18 protein-coding genes, 1 tRNA gene and 1 pseudogene are annotated in these 20,564 nt (G+C 43.2%); 8 read left to right on the top strand and 12 right to left on the bottom strand.

Features of this window, described 5'->3' with window-relative positions:
• A pseudogene (locus EFE42_RS02805) lies at positions 1-2,326 on the bottom strand (hypothetical protein); the annotation flags it as partial.
• Positions 2,327-2,350: 24 nt separating this feature from the next.
• Here EFE42_RS02805 and EFE42_RS10965 point away from each other — a divergent pair.
• Both EFE42_RS10965 and EFE42_RS02795 read left to right on the top strand, forming a co-directional pair.
• Complete coding sequence (locus EFE42_RS10965; RefSeq protein ID WP_123135827.1) at positions 2,351-2,590, top strand: ATP-binding protein; 240 nt, start codon at positions 2,351-2,353, stop codon at positions 2,588-2,590.
• A gap of 150 nt (positions 2,591-2,740) precedes the next feature.
• The gene (locus EFE42_RS02795) at positions 2,741-4,033 is read left to right on the top strand and encodes an ammonia-forming cytochrome c nitrite reductase subunit c552 (protein WP_123135826.1); all 1,293 of its coding nucleotides are present in this window, start codon (positions 2,741-2,743) and stop codon (positions 4,031-4,033) included.
• Positions 4,034-4,047: 14 nt separating this feature from the next.
• Here the strand turns inward: EFE42_RS02795 and EFE42_RS02790 are convergent, their stop codons facing one another.
• From EFE42_RS02790 to EFE42_RS02775, 4 genes are all read right to left on the bottom strand, one after another.
• A complete protein-coding gene (locus EFE42_RS02790; protein WP_123135825.1) occupies positions 4,048-4,809 on the bottom strand; it encodes a succinate dehydrogenase/fumarate reductase iron-sulfur subunit in 762 nt (253 codons plus the stop codon).
• Positions 4,809-6,485, bottom strand: coding sequence for an FAD-dependent oxidoreductase (locus EFE42_RS02785; RefSeq protein WP_123135824.1), 1,677 nt, complete (start codon positions 6,483-6,485; stop codon positions 4,809-4,811). Before EFE42_RS02785 ends, EFE42_RS02790 begins: the two co-directional genes overlap by 1 nt.
• On the bottom strand, positions 6,472-7,872 hold the full coding sequence (locus EFE42_RS02780) for an aspartate ammonia-lyase (RefSeq protein WP_123135828.1): 1,401 nt from the start codon (positions 7,870-7,872) through the stop codon (positions 6,472-6,474). The genes EFE42_RS02785 and EFE42_RS02780 overlap by 14 nt, the downstream gene beginning before the upstream one ends.
• Positions 7,873-8,010: 138 nt before the next feature.
• Positions 8,011-9,138 (bottom strand): DUF2117 family protein, encoded by a 1,128-nt coding sequence (locus EFE42_RS02775; protein WP_123135823.1) that lies wholly within the window; start codon positions 9,136-9,138, stop codon positions 8,011-8,013.
• A 167-nt stretch (positions 9,139-9,305) separates the two neighbouring features.
• Here EFE42_RS02775 and larA point away from each other — a divergent pair, with 167 nt between their 5' ends.
• Positions 9,306-10,550, top strand: coding sequence for a nickel-dependent lactate racemase (gene larA, locus EFE42_RS02770; protein ID WP_123135822.1), 1,245 nt, complete (start codon positions 9,306-9,308; stop codon positions 10,548-10,550).
• A gap of 9 nt (positions 10,551-10,559) precedes the next feature.
• Here larA and EFE42_RS02765 read toward each other — a convergent pair whose 3' ends face one another.
• Positions 10,560-11,384 carry a molybdopterin synthase gene (locus EFE42_RS02765; RefSeq protein ID WP_123135821.1) on the bottom strand — a complete coding sequence of 275 codons (825 nt, stop codon included), beginning with the start codon at positions 11,382-11,384 and terminating at the stop codon, positions 10,560-10,562.
• Between the two features lie 111 nt (positions 11,385-11,495).
• On the opposite strand from EFE42_RS02765, the gene radC reads away from it, so the two are divergent.
• The 4 genes from radC to EFE42_RS02745 are packed head-to-tail and all read left to right on the top strand — an operon-like array spanning position 11,496 to position 15,429.
• Positions 11,496-12,185, top strand: coding sequence for a DNA repair protein RadC (gene radC, locus EFE42_RS02760; protein WP_123135820.1), 690 nt, complete (start codon positions 11,496-11,498; stop codon positions 12,183-12,185).
• 39 nt (positions 12,186-12,224) lie between these two features.
• Positions 12,225-13,136, top strand: a complete 912-nt coding sequence (gene mmp11 / locus EFE42_RS02755; RefSeq protein WP_123135819.1) for a methanogenesis marker protein 11 — start codon at positions 12,225-12,227, stop codon at positions 13,134-13,136.
• On the top strand, positions 13,133-14,635 hold the full coding sequence (locus EFE42_RS02750) for a thiamine pyrophosphate-dependent enzyme (RefSeq protein WP_123135818.1): 1,503 nt from the start codon (positions 13,133-13,135) through the stop codon (positions 14,633-14,635). Before mmp11 ends, EFE42_RS02750 begins: the two co-directional genes overlap by 4 nt.
• 11 nt (positions 14,636-14,646) lie before the next feature.
• The gene (locus EFE42_RS02745; RefSeq protein ID WP_123135817.1) at positions 14,647-15,429 is read left to right on the top strand and encodes a nitrilase-related carbon-nitrogen hydrolase; all 783 of its coding nucleotides are present in this window, start codon (positions 14,647-14,649) and stop codon (positions 15,427-15,429) included.
• A gap of 3 nt (positions 15,430-15,432) precedes the next feature.
• Here the strand turns inward: EFE42_RS02745 and EFE42_RS02740 are convergent, their stop codons facing one another.
• From EFE42_RS02740 to EFE42_RS02715, 6 genes are all read right to left on the bottom strand, one after another.
• Positions 15,433-16,407: a methanogenesis marker 12 protein gene (locus EFE42_RS02740; RefSeq protein ID WP_123135816.1), complete on the bottom strand. Its 975-nt coding sequence runs from the start codon at positions 16,405-16,407 to the stop codon at positions 15,433-15,435.
• An 8-nt stretch (positions 16,408-16,415) separates the two neighbouring features.
• Positions 16,416-16,742, bottom strand: coding sequence for a DUF2103 domain-containing protein (locus EFE42_RS02735; RefSeq protein ID WP_123135815.1), 327 nt, complete (start codon positions 16,740-16,742; stop codon positions 16,416-16,418).
• Positions 16,743-16,781: 39 nt separating this feature from the next.
• Positions 16,782-17,219, bottom strand: a complete 438-nt coding sequence (locus tag EFE42_RS02730; RefSeq protein ID WP_123135814.1) for an ACT domain-containing protein — start codon at positions 17,217-17,219, stop codon at positions 16,782-16,784.
• 49 nt (positions 17,220-17,268) lie between these two features.
• Positions 17,269-18,573, bottom strand: a complete 1,305-nt coding sequence (locus EFE42_RS02725; RefSeq protein WP_123135813.1) for a phenylacetate--CoA ligase family protein — start codon at positions 18,571-18,573, stop codon at positions 17,269-17,271.
• Positions 18,574-18,641: 68 nt separating this feature from the next.
• Positions 18,642-19,607 carry a bifunctional oligoribonuclease/PAP phosphatase NrnA gene (locus EFE42_RS02720; protein ID WP_123135812.1) on the bottom strand — a complete coding sequence of 322 codons (966 nt, stop codon included), beginning with the start codon at positions 19,605-19,607 and terminating at the stop codon, positions 18,642-18,644.
• A gap of 65 nt (positions 19,608-19,672) precedes the next feature.
• Positions 19,673-20,038 (bottom strand): prefoldin subunit beta, encoded by a 366-nt coding sequence (locus tag EFE42_RS02715; RefSeq protein ID WP_123135811.1) that lies wholly within the window; start codon positions 20,036-20,038, stop codon positions 19,673-19,675.
• A 273-nt stretch (positions 20,039-20,311) separates the two neighbouring features.
• Between EFE42_RS02715 and EFE42_RS02710 the strand changes: the two genes are divergently transcribed.
• Positions 20,312-20,382, top strand: a tRNA-Cys gene (locus tag EFE42_RS02710).
• Positions 20,383-20,564: the final 182 nt, after the last annotated feature.

Raw genomic sequence — 20,564 nt, 5'->3', positions numbered from 1 at the left:
TGTAATTGTACCAGGTACCATCCTTTGTAAGTTCTGCAGAAGCATTACCTGTAATATTAAAATCTGTCAGTGAATGGTTTACTCCAATGTTATCGGTTACATTGAACCCAATCTCAACAGTTTCACTGGTGTTGACGTCTTCCTCATAAACTGTATCCTGGATGACAGGAGGAATGTTATCGGAGACATTGATGGTCTTATCACCACTTGCGTTTTCATATCCTGCATCATCATAGAAGGTGGCATTGAAGACAATGTCATCAAGTGAATCTGATGGAACATTCAGAGTATAATTGTACCAGGTACCATCCTTTGTAAGTTCTGCAGAAGCATTACCTGTAACATTAAACTCTGTCAGTGAATGGTTTACTCCGATGTTATCGGTTACATTGAACCCGATTATGAAAGAATCACTGGTGTTGGCATCTGACTCATAAACTGTATCCTGAATCACAGGAACAATGTTATCGGAGACATTGATGGTAAAGTCATCACTTGCATTCAGGTTACCTGCATCATCATAGAAAGTAGCATTGAACACAATGTCATCAACTGAATCTGCTGGAACATTCAGAGTGTAATTGTACCAGGTACCATCCTCTGTAAGTTCTGCAGAAGCATTACCTGTAATATTAAACTCTGTCAGTGAATGGTTTACTCCGATGTTATCGGTTACATTGAAACCAATCTCAACAGTTTCACTGGTGTTGACATCGGAAGGAGCAACTATTTTGTTGATATATGGGCTTGTGGTGTCCAGTACAATCTCTCTTGTTGTCATTTCGGCAATATTTCCAACTGTATCAGATACAGTAGCATTAAGTTGGTATGTACCTTCTTCCAGATCCTCAAAGGTTACAGTATGCGGACTTATTGAAGATGTGTTTGAATCAACAAGATCACTGGTATTGTATATAGCAATCGTTGAAATGTTCAGGTTCGCATCACTGAAAGAAATATTACAAGTTATATTGTCCTGACTGAAGTTACCCTCATCAGTGGTATCATCATTGACAGATAGTACAGGTTCTGTATTATCAATGGTTATGTTGATCGTCTGGAATCCAAATAAGCCATCGTCAGTTTCGTTTTCATAGGCCCTCCACATTATATTATAGATTCCGTCTATAAAGGATGTGCTATCAAAAGTAACAGAGTCGTTATCCTGTGAAAGATCTATATGGCTATCAATATTACCCGTAGTATTGTTCAAGTACACACTGGATTTGTAAGAGTCGCCGTTTGGATCGGTTATAGATGCATTCACAAAGAATGTACCTGAAACATTGGAATTGCTATCAGGATCATTAATGGATACATTTGGCGGGAAATTTGTCAGGCTCAAAAGAGCTGGATATCCATCATTTACACTGCCATGAATGTCCCATATATTTGTGAAATCCCAGTCAACATAAGTTGTGTCTGAATTGTACGGATAGGTCATGTTTTCCGTGGTTCTTCCAATTCCTTTCTCAGAAGATGTTTGTCCTGATGTATTCATATCCCAATAACTTTGAGTCACATCACCATCCTCATTACCAATAAGGCCACCAACATAATCACTACCAGTCACATTGCCTGTAGAATAACACTGATCCACTAATCCAAATGAAATAGTACCAATAAGACCACCTACTTCAATCTCACCAGTCACATTACCTGTAGAATAACTTTGAATCACTAATCCGTCATTATTTTGACCAATAAGGCCACCTACCATACCATCACCAATTACATTACAAGTCGAATAACTTTGATTTATAGTACCTGTATTTTCACCAACAAGACCACCGGTTAAATACCCAGAACCAGTAACAATGCCTGTCGAATAACTTTGATTTATAGTACCTGTATTAGCACCAACAAGACCACCGACATAATCACTACCTGCCACATTGACATCTTCAAGACTTACATTGCTGACTGAAGCAGAACCAATGACTCCAAATAAACCGACATTAAAGGCAGATGGCCTGTTGATATAAAGATTTGATATAACAGAGCCATTCCCGTCAAAAGTACCTGTGAATTTATTTGTATAATCACCAATCGGCTCAAATCCTGCACCACTATTCCACGTCGAAGTTTCTGATGCATCAATGTCATTCATCAATGTATAATTTGCAGATAATTTAGCATTCATTTCCTGCAATTGATTCACGTCAGTAATCTCGTATGGATCTGCTTCCGTACCGCTTCCCCCTCCAGAAAAAGCAGCGGCAGGTGTGATCATGAGCAGGATGCACAAAAACGAGAGAATGAGGGAATATTTCGTGATCGGTACTTTATTTGAGATATCGGTTATCAAGGGGTTATTAAGTGCCATAAATAAAGTAATATATTTTAATTTATTTATGATTATCCTTTTTTCTATACTATAAACGAGTTTGAAAGTAATAGTATTAAGACAAACAAAAGCCAACTTCACTTTCCACCCAAAGACCACCTCGACGAAAACACTAAAAAAGAATATGAAGGCACAGGATTGGGTTTGTCTCTTGTAAAAAAACTGGTTGAGTTACATGGCGGAAAGGTGTGGGTAAAAAGTCAATACGGTAAATACAGTATATCGGATTCAACCTTCCCCTAATACCCGATGATGAAAATCTACAATAAGGAGTGGAATCCCATAAGCTCCACATCAGTACTAAAATCGCAACAATGAGTCTACTTTTTTACCCGATTACAATAAATACGATTATAGGCATATTTGCAATAAAGATTAACGTGGGGGTATTAGTTGATCAAAATTGTAATTGTAGCACTAACTTTGTTATTCTTATCAGCAGGTATAGCCGGAGCATGGCAACCGGAAACTTGCAAAGATTGCCATCTTGAAAAATATAATATATGGAACTCTTCTGCCCATGCAGAATCCTTAAAAGCTGCAGGTGGGTCGGTTGTTGATATTGAAAGATGTACTGAGTGTCATGTTGAATCTTCCATAAAAAAAGCCTGGGGAAGAGAAGATGTGGAAGCCACTATTGAACCAGTCACCTGTGAAGTCTGCCATCTTCCCCCGGATGAAGGTTATGATGCCCATCTGGACACTCCGTCGGCCCATATCCCGGAAGTTACCCTTTCTGCTGAAATGTGTGGGAACTGCCACAAGGATTCTCACCATCCGATCATCGAGGAATGGGATGAATATGGCACTGAAGACTTTGACATGGATTCAATGGCAAGTCATTCTGAACCCACTAATGTGGCGGAACCCTTCATTCTGGACAGGGATAACTCATGTGTCTCATGCAAGAGCACCGACGGTGCCATTCCCGGTCTAGAGGATGAATCCGTATACGGGCTGAATCTCAATGATGTTCCACAGCCTGAAGATGTGGAAGAGTGGCGTGTCACCTGTGTAGCCTGCCATGAACCACATCCCGCTGAATACCGTATAGAAGGGCCTCTTCTTTGTGGGAACTGCCATAACGGTATGGGTGCCACGGCAGATGGTATGACTACGGAAATTCATCATCCCAACTGGGAGATGTACAATGAATCAATTTACAAAACAGGCAACCACCCTGAGATCGGGTGTTCGGATTGTCATATGGCTTCAAGGCAGTACAATGACACCACACATGAAACAGCCGTGACCGGGCATACCTTCGATTATGAACCCGAACTGTTATTCAGTTTGGAATCATCCGGTGAATGTTATGATTGCCATGATGAAGAGTTTGCAAAGGTTATTGAAACAAAACAGGGTTTGATTGCAGAAAGGATTGAAGAACTTAAAACTGTGCAAAGCAATGCCAGTGTTGCTCTGGAAAATCTCAATGGTACGGCTTCCTATGAGACAAAACTTGAGGACTACAACAATGCAGTCTTTTACATGCATTTTGTTGAAGAGGACGGAAGCCTTGGTATTCACAACATGGAAAAGGCCAATGAATACCTGGACAAATCCAATCAATTGTTCAATTCTGTAGCCGAAAGTAAAGAGCCTGTTGAGCAACCCGGTTTTGAAGCAATTGTTGCAGTCTTTGGCCTGATGTTTATGTTCTGGATAGCAAGGAAAAGGGATTGATTATCCCTTTACTTTTACTTTTCTTTGTTCTTTTCAATTTGCTCTCTGAGTGCCTTAATACCCATTGTAGGTGGAACTTTTTTTGGACAGACTGCCACACATTTATAGACAAGGTCACAACCCCAAACACCCGATTCTGAATTAACAAAATCCAGTCTTTCCTGTCTGCTGGCATCATCTTCCCGGGAATCGAGATGCATACGCCAGGCTTTTGCAAGAGTTGCCGGGCTGAGATATGTGTCATCCTTTGCAGCCACCGGACATGCACCGTGACAACAGGCACACAGGATGCAGTTGGTATACTTCTCAATCTTTTCCCGCAGATCTGGACTCATCAGGTTACCACCTTCGGGATGTTTTTCAGGAGAACTTATCCAGGGTTTGATAGAATCCACCAGATTATAGAATATATCCATATCCACGACAAGATCACGAATTACCTTCAGATTGGACAGGGGTTCAATTAAGATTATTTCATTTTCTTCTTCTGATTTCTGGCCTGCTACAAATATATCATCTGAACCTTCTCTGGTATTTTCTTTTTTAGCAATACCTACCTGTGTCCTGCAGGCAAGCCGGGGAACCCTGTTGATAAGCATACCACAACTCCCGCATACGGCACCCCGGCAGGCATACCTGAAACAAAGACTGCCATCCATATGTTCCTGCACATAGAAGAGGGCCTCCAGTACCGTCATCCCTGCAGTTTCCTCAATCTCGAAAGAATTATACCACTCCCTGCTTTCATCCTGGCGCTTTATTTTCAGGTAAACCATCAGTATTCCCTCCTTTTTGGTTGGAACTGCGTAATCGTCACATCCTTGTATTCCAGCTTAGGTTCGCCATCCTTCAGATAGGCAAGAGTGTGCTTGAGCCATTTCTCATCATCCCTTTCCAGGAAATCGGTCCTGTAATGCGCACCCCGGCTTTCCTCCCGCACCAGTGCACCTTCAGTAATAACCCGGGCAATATCCAGCATTCCTTTAACTTCAAGTACATTCATCAATTCCATATTGAATGCCCTGACCCTGCTTTTCACATGGATATCTTCACCCCGTTTTTCCAGGACCTTCACACTTGCAAGCCCGGTTTCAAGACCTTCACGGTTACGATAAACACCCACATATTTCTGCATAGTCTGTCTTAATTCATCCTTTACATCGGCAAAACTTTCCCCGCTGTCACCCATCATTGAATCAATATTGGACCTTTCTTCCGCAAGACTTTCATTGAGGCTATATTCAGAAGGCATAGCAATGTTTTTCACAGCATTGGCCGCATGTTCACCTGCTCTTTTTCCAAATACAATTGTATCAAGCAATGAATTGCCTCCCAGCCGGTTTGCCCCGTGCACACTGATACAGGCACATTCCCCAATTGCGTATAATCCATCCAGCGGTGTCAATCCATCTTTGCTGGAAGAGATGCCTCCCATGGAATAATGATGACCAGGCTGTACGGGTATAGGTTCCTTGATAGGATCCACTCCGGCAAAATCAATACATATCTGACGAATACCACTCAGTCGCTCATTGATCAGTTCCTTACCCAGATGGGTTATATCAAGCTGTACATAACCTCCGGGAAAGCCCCGTCCTTCATCGATCTCGGTCTGGATGGAACGGGCAACGATATCTCTGGGAGCCAGTTCCATTGATTCGGGTGCATATTTATCCATGAATCTTTCATGATCTTTGTTGTAGAGGTAGCCTCCTTCCCCCCTTACACCCTCGGTTATCAGTATATTGGTACCCCAAAGCGTAGTTGGATGGAATTGTACAAACTCCATGTCCTGAATGGGAACTCCGGCGCGATAGGCCAGACTTATTCCAAAACCTGTATTGATTATGGAGTTCGTGGAACGCTGGTATATACGTCCGTAACCGCCTGTTGCAAGTATAACCGCTTTGGCCCTGAACGTTTCCAGCTCAGAATCAAGCAAATTGAGTGCCACGAAGCCAGTGCACCTATTGCTATCCGTAGCCAGGCGGGTTACCATCCACTCATTGTAAATCCTGACCCCGGACCTTAACACCTGTTCGTACAGTGTGTGCAGCAAATTGTGCCCCGTCCTGTCCCCGGCATAACATGTCCGGGGAAAGCCGGCACCTCCGAAAGGTCGCTGGGCTATTGTCCCATCTTCAGTGCGGGAGAACAGTGTTCCCCAATTCTCCATTTCATAAACCCTCTCCGGGGCTTCCTTGCACAGGATTTCGACTGTATCCTGATCTGCAAGGTAATCGCTCCCTTTTACTGTATCATAGGCATGACTATCCCAGCTGTCATCGGAACCTATGGATGCATTAATCCCTCCCTGTGCAGCTACGGAATGGCTGCGGATGGGTGGGACTTTCGAGATTACTGCCACATCAGCACCATGCTTTTTAGCCTCAAGCGCAGCCCTGAGGCCGGATAAACCTCCTCCTATAACTATAATATCATGTTCTATCATTTCCTGCCCCCGTCATATTAAGTGGATCCAACAAATCATCAATTTCCTCTTTTGAAAGACCCAAATCCTTTCTTTCTACCACTTCACGTATGGTACTGTTTGTCCGATGGGCTTCATATGTGATTTCCGCAGCTTTTTCATATCCGATTTTAGGTGCAAGGGAAGTTCCCAGTGCAAGACTGGATTCTGCCATTTTTGAACAGTGATCCGCATTGACGGTTAAATCCCTGAGACAGCGTTCATTGAAAGAATCGATTCCTCCTGTCAGAATTGTTATCGAATTAAGAATATTATGCGCAAGCACGGGAGTAAATACGTTCAATTCACATTGTCCTCCCTGTGCCGCCATCATTACGGCAGTATCGTTTCCAACCACCTGGAAACACACCATGTCCAACATTTCTGCCATCACAGGATTGACCTTACCTGGCATGATCGAGGAGCCTGGCTGTACCGCTGGCAGCACGATTTCACCGAAACCGGTGCGTGGACCACTGGATAACAATCGGAGGTCATTTGCAAGTTTGGTAAGATCCACTCCAATACCCTTTAAGGCCGCAGAGGTGCCCAGAATAGCCCCTGCACCCTGTGTGGCTTCAAAGGGATTTTCCGCTAACCTGAAATCAATACCTGTAATATGGTTCATTTCATTAATCGCTGAATCACCAAACCCTTCAGGAGTATTGAGGCCTGTGCCTGTAGCCGTACCCCCCATATTGAGTTCCTTCAAATCCTTCAATACATTTTCCAGTCGTCGTTTATCCAGTTTCAGCATCCTCGAATAGCCGCTGAATTCCTGCCCCAGAGTCACTGGCACTGCATCCTGCAGGTGGGTTCTGCCGGGTTTTACCACCCTAATATACTCTTTGGCTTTTGCATCAAGTTCATCCTGCAGGGTTTCCAGAACAGGCAGAAGTTCATTTATTATTGTTTCAGTGGCAGCGATATGGATTGCCGTATGAGTTGTATCATTGGAGGACTGGGACATATTAACATGATCATTGGGATGGACCACATCATAGCGACCCTTATGATAACCCAGGGTCTCAAGAGCCCTGTTGGCTATAACCTCATTGGCATTCATATTCTGGGACGTACCAGCACCTGACTGGAAAGCATCCAGCACGAAATGGTCATCAAATCTTCCACTTCGCACTTCCTGAGAGGCTTTGTAGATTGCCTCACCCAGAGTACGGTCAAGTTTGCCGGCTTTCATATTGGCTTTTGCAGACGCCATTTTGATCGCAGCCTGTGCCCTGATAAAAGCAGGAGGCAGCCTCTGTCCACTTACCCTGAAATTTATCACAGCACGGGCTGTCTGGGGACCATAATAAACATCTTCTGGCACCTCCACCCTCCCCAGTGTGTCTTTTTCAACCCTCACCATTATATCACCTGTAAAGGGCATTTTATACACCGGCTTTACATCATTTCAAACCGGCAATTCCAAAACTCCCCAATAAAAATAAAATATCTTCAGTAATAAATGTATGTAACGAGCTGGAAATGTCCAGAGGGATACGGATTAATAATTAGATTCAAGAGGATAGAAGATCACATGTCTTACGTAAATTTTTGCCAGACCAAGAATCTGTTCTTCCAGATAAGATATTGAGGGAAATTCGGGGTGGGATGTAGAAAAAAACGAATGCTTTATTTTTTCTCCCACTATATCGTCATTACCTCTTTCAACCTGTATTATCGTAGAACCTTCGAAATATGCATTTTCAGCAAGGACGTTATCCCTGTCACCATCAGTAATTCCTATCAATGGTATTTCCAGACGTTTCAGGATGCTTCCTGCAATAGCCGTGGTGTCATCCCCAACTGAAATTACCAGATCTGCCTTTCTTGCCAGTTCGAATGTCCTTTCTGCTTCATGATTAATCAGTACAGCCCGACAGGACTGGCGCTTATGAACATCAATTCTTTCCCTGTTCATTTTTTCCAGAACTGGAGTGCGGCGTAAATTTCCACTTTTTATCCATGCAGTTTCAGGATCAATCTTACCGATGTATGAAGTAAGTTTTTCCACACCATGCTTTTTCAATTGCCCACCATTAATAGAAGTAATAAGACCATCCTCAAATATTAATTCCACATCCCGAGTATTCGCGTAACCGATTACAAGCCCATTGACCATAATGGATTCTCCGGGCAGGACCCCCGAAACAATACGTACAGTTTTATGACCGTTTTTTCTGATAGATGGCTGCTTTACAGATTCAGGGTACACCAGTGGCATATCCAATTGCCTACATAGCCAATATACATCAGGATGTACATTTTGTCCCCTGTAAATAATTCTGCCGTCCGAATTTCCGGGTCTTTCAACCTGTACAAGGGGGACTTCAACATCCACTCTATCAGCTACAATATTTCCAAAAACAGTCCCGCTTTCAATGGTTTTTCCATGATTTAGCAGGAATACACATTCACACTCTTTTGCAAGTTCAGTAATCGCCTCACTGGGTTTGCTCAGGCTCCAGATGTCGATTGACTCTTCAAGAAAAGAATCCAGAACGGCCAGTTTACACATAGTCCCGGCGGCTACGGCATACACATCCGCTCTTGCTGAAAGAAGTTGTATTATTTTCCCGGCCCATCCACTGTCTATTATTTCCGGGCCGTGTATTATAATTCCATATTTCATCCTGTCATCCTTGTACTTAATGTCTCATAGGTGAAGATAAATTTATATCTTATCGATTCAAACCCTCAACCTGACAAAAGTCGGTCTATTCTGAGTAATATCATCCCCTCCGTTTTACCGTCATATGCGACTTTTGTCTTCATTGCAAATAAATGAGGACCGACAAAATGACCGTAATCACTGTACCCTATGGTAACGAAAGTATTGATGTCAAAATCCCGGATTCCAATATGGGTAATATCCTGATGCCCTGTGAAATGGAAGTAGAATCCACCCCTGAGAAACTTGTAAAAAATGCTCTTGCAAATCCGGTAAACAGCAAACGGCTTTCAGAAATCGTAACACCCAAATCCAGTGTAGCCATCATAGTCAGTGATATTACCCGTCCATCCCCTTCTTCAACAATGCTTCCCTTGCTTATTGAAGAATTAAAATCAGGCGGATGCACGGAAGAAAATGTAACGGTGGTCTGTGCCCTGGGGCTTCATCGCCAGCAAACCGAAGATGAAATTAAAAAAATACTGGGCCCTCTGTATGGAAAAGTCAGGTTTGTTGAACACGATAAAGAGAATTGTGTAAGGGCAGGAACAACTTCCGGGGGAACCCCGGTAGAAATATTCAAAGACGTTTATGAGTCCGATATAGTAGTGTGTACCGGTAATATTGAATTCCATTATTATGCAGGTTACAGTGGAGGGGCAAAAGCAATCCTTCCCGGGGTGAGTTCCAATAATTCTGTTATTACAAACCATAAGATGATGACCCTTGAAGAGGCAACTACCGGCAATATCGACAGTCCTGTAAGACAGGATATGGAGGAAGCGGCTCAAATATTCGGCCCGGACTTTTTACTCAATGTGATCCTCAACAGCAAAAAAGAAATAGTCCAGGCTGTAGCCGGTGATATTATAGATGCCCATCGAAAAGGAGTTGAATGTGTGGATAACATGTATAAGGTGGAAGTGAAACCTGCAGATGTTGTCATAACAGCAACCGATGTCTCAAAAGGTATGAATCTCTACCAGGCCTACAAACCTCTGGACAATGCAAAAATGGCAGTTATTGAGGGAGGCACCATCCTGCTTGTAGCCCCCTGTGGGGAAGGGTTTGGTCATGAAATATTTGAACGCTGGAGCCGACAATGCAGTTGTCCTGCAGAAACAATTGAAAAATTCGACTCAGATTTTGAGTTTGGGGCTCATAAAGCGGCATTTATCGCACAGCTTGCAATGAAACATGATTTGCTCATGTATTCAGAAATGCCTGAAAAAGATGTACAGGATGTGTTTTTCAAGCCTGTAGCAGACATCCAGCAGACAATTGATTCAATCATTGCAGAGAATCCGGCCGTGAGAATTCATTTTATGCCCCATGGCCAAAGTACCCTTCCAATTACAAAAGAAAAAAATTAAATCAGGGGTTCACGCGTGATCGTGGACCCAGAAATCACCTTCCATGGTGACTTCTTTTTTCCATATGGGAACCTCAGACTTTACTCTTTCAATCGCATCACTCAGGGCTTTAAACAGCTCCTGCCTGTGAGCCGATGCTACAACAATATACACAATATCATCTCCCCGCATTAGTCGGCCACTTTTGTGATGGATCAATACTTCGATAATTCCTTCTCTTTGTTTGAGGTCATTACATATCTTTTCTATACGCTCATCAGCAACACTCTCATATTTCTCAAATTCGAGCATTTTTGTGCTGATATCATCTGTCTCCCCTCTTACCACACCTGTAAAAGTACCGATACTTCCAGTCAGAGGAAATTCAGGTATATGACGTATTTTGTTAATCATACTGTTCAGGGTTACGAATTCGGATGTTTGGTGTACAATTCCTGCAACTTCGTCCATATCCCAGTCCGAACACGGAGCAAGCCTGAGTACAACATTCCCTGCTTCCTCTTCCATCTCTCCCAGCATTATTTTGGGTAAGTCACTATTTGTAGCGCCTTCCACGATAGCGTACTCCATTCCCCTGTCAGCAAGGACTTCAAGGGCTTCATCCAGTCCAGCCCCACGTTGAATAGAAACCACACCTTCTTCGGAGACTGCAGTCACGTTTTCAGCCCCAGAATCAAAATGCTTTCCCGTGTCTTTTTCGGGGGAATCAAAACGATGATCATGCATAATTTTTACAGTACCAACTTTGCCCTTCGAAGCAAGTTTTTCTACAAGCCTGCAAACAAAAGTTGTCTTGCCGGTATTTTTGTAACCAATAACAGCTACGGCTTTCATAATTAGGGCATTGAATTATAAGTATAAGTAGGCATTGGATTGACTGACATAATTTGATAATTAAGAAATATTACGAATTATTTATATATTAGATGATTATTTATTTAATGTATGGATGAGCAGAAATTAAGGGTACAGGATATACCCCAGGAAGAAAGGCCAAGGGAAAGAATTGCAAAATATGGACCTTCGAGCCTTTCCAATACGGAATTGCTTGCAATTATCCTGCGAACCGGAACGGCAAAGGAAAATGTGATCAACCTGTGCAGCCGTATTTTTTCAAATTATTCTATCAAAAATTTGAGTCAGGCCAATATCACAAAACTGACCGAAATTCATGGAGTGGGGATTGCAAAGGCTTCCCAGATCTCTGCAATATTCGAACTGGCTCGCAGGCTTGAGAAATATTCAGATGAGCCGCTGCCACGCATCCGTTCCCCGGATGATGTGTACAAACTCCTGTATCCCCAATTGAGGTGCCAGAAAAAGGAACAACTTACAACTCTTCACCTTGATACCAAAAACCAGGTCCTTCGGGAAGAAGTGGTATCTATAGGCAGCCTCAATGCAAATATTGTTCATCCAAGGGAAGTATTCAAATCAGCTCTTCTGGAATCGGCTGCTTCTGTAATTCTTACACACAATCATCCTTCGGGAGATCCCACACCAAGCAGGGAAGACATAAATGTCACACGTAAACTTGTTGATGGCGGGAAAATACTCGGAATTGATGTACTGGATCATGTGATCATTGGAGAAGGAAAATTTGTGAGTTTGAAGGATGAAGGATACATCTCCTGACAAAAGATTTAAAGCATTTTCTGACAATTAACCAGCCGGATGAAAGAGATAGAACTTGATGAACCGTACTCGATTCCCTACAGGGCAATCTATGCCATATGTGATGAAACGGATGAATGTGCGGAGATAATTGAACACAGTAACTGTTATGGCGGTGCTGCATGGGCCAGGCACCATTATTCCCACTCCCCTATTGTCCGGCAGGTAAGGACACTGGGAAATATGACTCGCTATCTTGTAAAAACCGGTAATGTACCCCTTGAACTAAAGCCATCATCTGCGGCTGCAGGTATTGAAGCGGTGGAAGTCAAAGATAATGAGGTTGCAATTACCTATGCCGGACTGGGTGGAGGGGGCGTCGGAGCCACGCGTTGTCGAGCACAGGCAGCCGGAGTTGTGCGTTCTGAAACCACTCCCTCAGGAGGTGGAAGGGCGGCAAGAGGTACCATCGTTGTCCCAAAACGCAAGCGTGTACTGATAGGAATTGATGATACTGACACCAAAGAAACAGGTGCTACCTGGTGTCTGACCCACAACATCGCAAGAGAACTGGATTGTGCGGAAAGTGTGTACCTCTCCCACTCCCTGGTACAACTTTTCCCTGTATCCGCAAGAACCCAGAACTGTGTCTCAACAGTGCTGGAATTTGGATGTGTGGATGAAAAGGCACAGAATGCACTACTTGAAAATATTCGCAGCGCACTGGAAAAGTACAGTGTATCAAAGGATACAGGAATGGTTGTCCTTGATTCCTTTAATGCTCATAGCGTTAGGGAATACAGCAGATTGTGCAGGTCTGCTGAGCTGACCTATGAGTTTGCAATGGAGTATGCTGAAAATCATGGTGTGGATGTCTGGATGGATGGTAAAGGTGTAATAGGTGCCCTTGCTTCCTTACCCTGGTTTGTCAGACCTGATGATTCGGTAATAATGGATGCTGAACTTCCATGAATAAACGTCAAATAAGCGGCAAAGATGTGATATCAAAGGCTGCCAGCCTGCTGGAAGTTAAGCTGGTCAGTGCGGTTGCCGGCTATCCTGTTACTTCGATTGCGGACCTTTTCAGAAATGATGATTTTTGGGCGGACAATACTTTCTGGATGATTAATGAAAAAGTGGCTCTTGAAACTGCCCTGGGGGCCTCGATTGACGGTCGCAGGTCTTTTGTCCTGACAAAACATGTAGGCATGAATGTACTCTGTGATCCCCTGGTTACATCCGCCACCCATACAATAGGTGCAGGTTTAGTGATAATCGCAGGGGATGACCCCGGCGCCAAAGCCTCCCAAAATGAACAGGACTCACGCTATTTCGGACCTCTTGCCGAAGTACCTGTCTTTGATCCTGCAACTCCTGAAAAGTTGTTTGTTTCACTGACAGAAGCGATCGAACTTTCGGAAAAGGCAAGTGTTCCAGTAATCGTCAGAGTAACTCCCTGTCTTCTGGAATCGTTTTGTGAAAGTGCTTTATTGCAACCAAAAGGGGATGTACTACCACCTGAATTTGACAGGTCTGTATGGGACTACACCATGAAAGGTAAGCACCAGCGTTTCCATTCACTGACATACCCTTTAATGGAAAATTATTCCCAATCACAGGATTGCCTGTGCCATATCAATACAACTGAAACTGGTATTATTTCCTCAGGTTATCCTACCTCCCTTGTGGAAAAAATCATTGAAGAAAACAACTCCCGGATTTCACATCTGGCACTGGACATGGTTTACCCACTGCCGATTAAAAAATTGAAAGAATTTATTGATCACCATGAATATGTGCTTGTGGTTGAGGAAACAGAAGATTACATAGAATCGCATATTTCAGTCGAAGACACCATAAAGGGCAAATCCACAGGACATATACCCCATAGTAAAATAGAAAAAGAGCATATACTGCATGCTCTTGAAAATATCAAAAAAACACATATGGATAAAATAGTCAAACCGGAGACTATTAAAGAGAGAGGACCGCGATCTATATGTGATACATGTCCCTATCTGCCTCTCTACAGAGTGCTTGGCACAATAGATAAACCAATTGCAGGGGACATGGGTTGTTCCATATTAAGTACTTCTGCACCCCTTCAGGCCGTAGATGCAGGTTTTGCACTTGGCTCTGCCATATCGGTCGCCTGTGGTTTCAAAGGAAAAGGTATTGCAGTCATCGGGGATTTCGGTCTGGCACATACAGGAATACAGGGATTGATCAATGCAAAATCCAACAGTTTTGATCTGCTGGTTATTATCCTGCAAAATGATGTTGCAGCTATGACGGGAGGACAGGATGTACCGGACCTTACACCCGTCCTTGAAGCACTTCACGATGATATTGAAGTGGTGGATTTTGCAAAAAAAATCGAAGAAAGCGAATTACAGGCCCTTCTGATGGAAAAAATGGAAAAAAAGGGAATATCTATAATACTTGCAAAAGGTACCTGTCCCAAATACTGAGGAGATACTCTATGGTAAAATTTGCCTGTATCCAGATGGACGTTGAGCATTGTAATAAGAAAACAAACATCGAAAAAGCCCTCTCTATGGCTAATCGGGCCCTTGCCATGGGCGCTGAAATAATTGTATTCCCGGAAGTGTTTTCTACAGGTTTCTGTTATGAACAGATGGATAAACTTGCCGAGAAGCCACCCTACCCCACAATAGGACAACTTGCGGATTTTTCACAAAAAAATAACTGCATAATTATCGGTTCAATCGTGGAAGAGCTGGATGATGAAACCAACCCCTATGCCAATCTCGGATTCTGTATTGAGAACGGTATAATTCGGGGAACTTATCGCAAAATCCACCCCTTCGGGGAAGAAAAAGGCCATTTCACCCCGGGTGATTCCATTCATCCTATAAAGCTGGAAAAAATCTGTATCGGATTGGAAATATGCTATGAAATAAGGTTTCCGGAAGTTGCACGCAAACTTGTGCTAGAAGGAGCCGACTTACTGGTGACTATTGCCCAATTTCCGGACCCCCGGGGCAATCACTGGAGAATCCTGGGCCCTGCCAGGGCAGTGGAAAATCAAATTCCTCATGTGATGTGTAACCGCACAGGAAAAGACCCTACCAAATCGTTCCCTGGAAGTTCCATGATTATCGATGCCCTGGGAAATACCCTTGCAGATTCCGGCCGCGAGGAATGCATAATCATGGCAGACATCGACCTCTCACTTGCCAGAGAACTATCCAGTAAAATACCTGTACTGGATGACCGCAGGGAAGACCTGTATTCCAGTTGAAATTCAGATATTAACTTCGATACCCAGAATTTCCTTTTTACCTTTTGCAATATCCCTGGCCATACGGGCACATCCAGTGGCTGCACTCCATTTTCCCAGAATCCAGGGTTCTATATTCAGATGGTGGCGAATTTTTTCCACAAGGGTATCTACTTCTGCCATAGAGCCTGCAAGAAAAAGGCAATCACATGTTGAATAATCCTTTAGCAGGACTTTCATGGCTTGTATTTCCATGGATGCAAAAAGAGCAAGAGTATCAATTGCAAATTTTGCCTGATCTTCATTATCCTTTAATCCATCAAGCAAGTCTGCAGTGTTTTTATAAGATGTATTTTTCAGTACTCCGCTGTTCATGAAAGCCTGATTTGCACCACATTTCCCGGCATCAACCTGTCTTATTGCTTCAAGATCAAGAGGGCCGTGTACGGTGCCAGGTGCGAAAATACAGGCATCAAGGGCGCCTACTACTTTCCCGTTTGCTACAGCCAGAGTAACGGTGTTTGAACTGATATCTGATACAATGAAATTATTAATACCTCTGGATAAAGCATCATAGGCAATTCCAAGTTTTTCGGGGCTTGTAGAATGAGAAAATAGGTTCATTCGGGGATCCGTATGGCTGTGTGAATGTATCCCCGGTATTACAACAGCTGGGATTTTTGCCTTCTTGATAGTATCAAATACCAGAGTTCCTGCACCAGTCTTTTTGCCGACTCCCTCAATACTTCTTACCCCGCGGTCCTGGACATCCTGTATATCCATAATATTGACAATTCCATCTCCCATAGAATAAGTCAGGGCAACCATTTCAATCTGTTCGGTCCTGATATTGAATTCCTTTTCCACCAATTCAAGAATTGCACTGCCTTCCATTGCCTTCATGTCTGCCCGGGGAACTTCAAAGTAGAAGAAATTTCCATGTTTATCAAGAGCTGCAAAACGCATTGCATTTGTGCCGTGATCAATACCTAGATACATACACAGGATCACTCCATAAACATTGCGTTTAATTCCTGCATTATTCTTTCCCCCTCTTCTTCTACCCCTACGCGTGTAACGATTCTTACTTCCTGGGAAGAAGTACCATGGGTCAGGAGAGCCCTCAAATTGCCCCTACTATCCGGACGAAGAATTTTCACATCTATCTTCCCACCGGGGGCACTCTTACCTTTAACAGTAATTACTGAAGGGATTATCCTTTTGACATCTGGATGAGCACTGATTATTTTGAGCAGTTTCTTGCCATGTCTGCCACCTATGATGGTGGAATGCGAACCCCCAAGCTTGCTCTGTAAGGTGGAATTAGGAGTCATATATAGGAGCCGTGGTTTTACTTTTCAAAAAAAGAAAGATTAGATGCTTTGCACATCACTCATATCCAGCAGTGGAATTCCTTCTTCATAAAGCGTTTCAACAGCGGTTTTCAAATCATTAACCCGAATTATGAGGAAAGCCTTTTCTGTCTTTGTTACAAAAGCGTAAGCATAATCGATGTTGACACCTTTTTTGCCAAGTACCTCTGCTATTGTTGCAAGCTGGCCGGGTACATCTTCCATTTGTATACCCAGGACATCTGTTTCGGAGACTGTAAAGCCTGCATCATGCAGGATACGATGTGCTTTTTCCGGCTTGTCTACTACCATCCTTATAATTCCGAAATCCCCTGCTTCAGCGATAGTAAATGCCCTTATATTAACGGATGCCTCTTTGAAGCTGGATGCAATACTTGCAAGGCGGCCTGGCTTATTCTCTGCAAAGAGTGATATCTGTTTGATAAATTTTTCATCCATGGAATCATCAACCTGTGGTGTTATAATCTATAAATTACTCTGAAATTCTTTATAGCTTTCTATTATCGACTACCTTTTTGGATTTACCAATAGACCGCGGAATTGTCCCATGTTCTACCAGTTCGACACCAACAGAAAGATTGAGCACACTCTTTAGAGCAGAAGCAACTTTTTTCTCCAGGGAGATGATGTCGTTGACCTTGTCACTAAAGGCTTCATCATTCATTTCAATCTGTATCTTCATTGTATCCATTTCATTGATACGATCCACATGTATCATGAAATGCTCTCCAACTTCGGGTATCTTCATAAGTACGGATTCTACCTGTCCCGGGAATACGTTGATTCCACGGATAATCAGCATATCATCCACACGGCCAGTCACCCTCATTATTCTGGGATGTGTACGTCCGCATTCACATGGTTGCTTGTTCAGGATCGTATAATCTCCTATCCTGTATCGGATAAGAGGCAGGGCTTCTTTCGTAAGAGTGGTTATTACAAGTTCTCCCCTTTCTCCTTCTGGTAAAGTTTCTCCAGTTTCTGGATCGATTATTTCCACAATAAACTGGTCGCCCCAGATATGAATTCCATCCTGGCAAGTACATTCAGTAAAAAGAGGGCCACTGAGTTCGGATGTGCCAAACACATCATACGCCTTGATGCCTGTAGCGTCTTCCATACGCTTGCGCATTTCCTCAGTCCAGGGTTCGGCTCCGAATATACCGGTTTTCAGGCCGGTATCCTCCTGGAAGTCAATACCCTTGTCCTTTGCTTCTTCTGCCATGTAAAGGAAATAAGAAGGAGTACATGCAAGCGTTGTGGTACCGAGATCCTGCATCAGTTCAAGCTGTTTATCGGTGTTACCAACACTAATAGGCAGGACGGTGGAACCCACTTCTTCAGCACCATAATGCAGCCCGAGCCCACCTGTAAAAAGACCGTATCCGTAACTTACCTGAAGGACATCTCCCCGACCTACGCCAATTGAGGTTAATGCTCTTCCCAGGGATTTGGCCCACTCATGGATATCACTTTTGGTATAACCTACAACCGTCGGTTTGCCAGTGGTACCTGAAGAAACATGGTAGCGTACAAGCTGTGTATCAGGTACACAAAACATTCCTTTAGGATAATTGTCCCTGAGGTCCTGTTTATAGGTAAACGGAAGCTTTTGCAGGTCTTCCAGGGTCTTGATATCTTCCGGTTTCACCCCGGCTTCATCAAAACGTTTTTTGTAAAACGGAGAGTGAGTATAGACATAGTCTACAAGATGGCGCAACCGCTCCTCCTGAATCTGTTCCAGCTCATCAAGGGGCATTCTTTCAATCTGTGGGTTCCAGTATTCGATCATGTTATCACATAACAGCCATTTTGTCATGTACAAAGTACATCATTATCTATGGTATTTGAAATTAAGGTTTATAAACTAGACGGATTCTTCTTATTCCGGAGAACTTCAATAACTTTTTGTTTGCAGGCCCAAAGTATCTCTTCCATATCGGCAACTACATCGATACCCGCAGCACCTGCATGTCCTCCACCTGTGCCATTGTAATCAGCACTCACATCTTCCATGATCTGACCCAGGTTTACTCCGACGTTTACAGCATCTCGCTTTGCCCTTCCGCTAACCCGGATAGAATTTTCTTTCACCGTACCTACAAATGCAACATCAGCACCTATGTTTATCAGCATTGAAGAAGCAGAACCTCCAAAAGAGCTTACATGTGAGATAGCTACAAGCCAGCTTTCCACTCTTTCAATCTCCGCACGATTGGCCGTCTTTAGCATGGCAATACGCATAGACACATCCTGTGGAGTGGAAGCCATCAGCTCCAGTACTTCCGCATATTCAACACCACTGCTTTCAATAATATTAGAAAATGTACGGAAAGTATCACTTGTCGCATGTTTGAAATGCCCTGTGTCAGTCACTATCCCTGTCATAAGCCCCACAGCAGTGCGGTTCATAATAGGGGCGCCCATGCATTTCAGTACATCATAAACGATTTCTGCAACAGATGTCTTATTGCGGTGCAGATAGAATGCTGCATTCTCTGTAAGAGCAGTTGTGGTGTGGTGATCAATCACGCTATAGTGACATAATTCAATATCATTTAACTGTGCAATTGTTGAGGTATCCACTACAACTGTAAGATCGTAGGCTTCGGGGTTTGGGTCTTCCACAACATCAATCTCAAGTTTGTCAACCAGCAAAGATGCAACACGATTGCAACCATCAACCAGCCCTACTTTGCCTCCAATAGCTTCAGATAGAGCAAAGGCACTGCTTACGGCATCGGGATCAGCATTGCGATGACATAGATACAAGATATTATGGTAGTCAAGGAGTTTGTTGTAGAATCCCTCTTCATCTACTTTCATTTCAACCTCTACCTATCACTACCCGCAGTTATGCCGGCAAATGATAGTTGGCAGACAGGTCAGGCTCACTGTGCCTGATAGCCGCCCTGGGTACCCATAGCCTGTTTGACCTGTTCCTGAAGCTGGTTGAAACGTTTGGAGATGCGTTCATCCTGACGAGAAATAGACTGCAATCTTAAGGAAAGAGTTTCATTTCTCTCTTTGAGTTTTACAATAGCATCATCCTTGGTAGTACGTATCTGCATATCCCCGACAGTCCTGTAGACAACTGCATCTCCGGACAATTGTTCAAGTTCTTCCAGAGCATTTTCCGTTTCCTTTAGCGTACTCTCTATCTGGTTTTTTTGCATAGCAAGTGTCTGGGCCTGTTGTTGAACCTGTTGCAACTGTGCCAGCTGGTTCTGGACCTGTGGGGGTAGTTCTGAACTCATTTTAGTTTCACCTGAGCATCCAATAAACCTAAAATGATTTTAATGTTTCTATGGCTCATACATCATTTGTGGTTCATCCATCATTGAAAAGTGGTCTTTAATTACTCCTTCATAGTAGCGCAAAATTGTGGGAATGAATACCGAAACTTTTCACTAGCACATTTTAAGATCAGACAGTAACAGTTCCAATTTGCCTTCATCTCAATTCTTATATATTATTTAACCCTATTACATACCATTCACAATAGTGAATTACTATTTACATATGTATCCGGCTGGATGGCAGAGTGGTTATGCAACCGACTGCAGATCGGTATAGGTGAGTTCAATTCTCACTCCAGCCTTCATTATACCTCAATTTCCTTAGGAAATCCAGCCAAAGAGAGGATTATTTTTTTTGTGAACTACCACCCTATGAATAGGGTGGCTTCCTGCTTCATTATTGAACCTATTGGTTCAATTCCACAGGCTTAAACTGTAGTTCCTACAGCACGATTCAGAATATTAATGGCAGCATTATGGTCGC

The organism is Methanohalophilus sp. RSK, from assembly GCF_003722075.1.
Taxonomy (GTDB): domain Archaea; phylum Halobacteriota; class Methanosarcinia; order Methanosarcinales; family Methanosarcinaceae; genus Methanohalophilus.
This window is presented reverse-complemented; position numbering and strand designations above follow the sequence as displayed.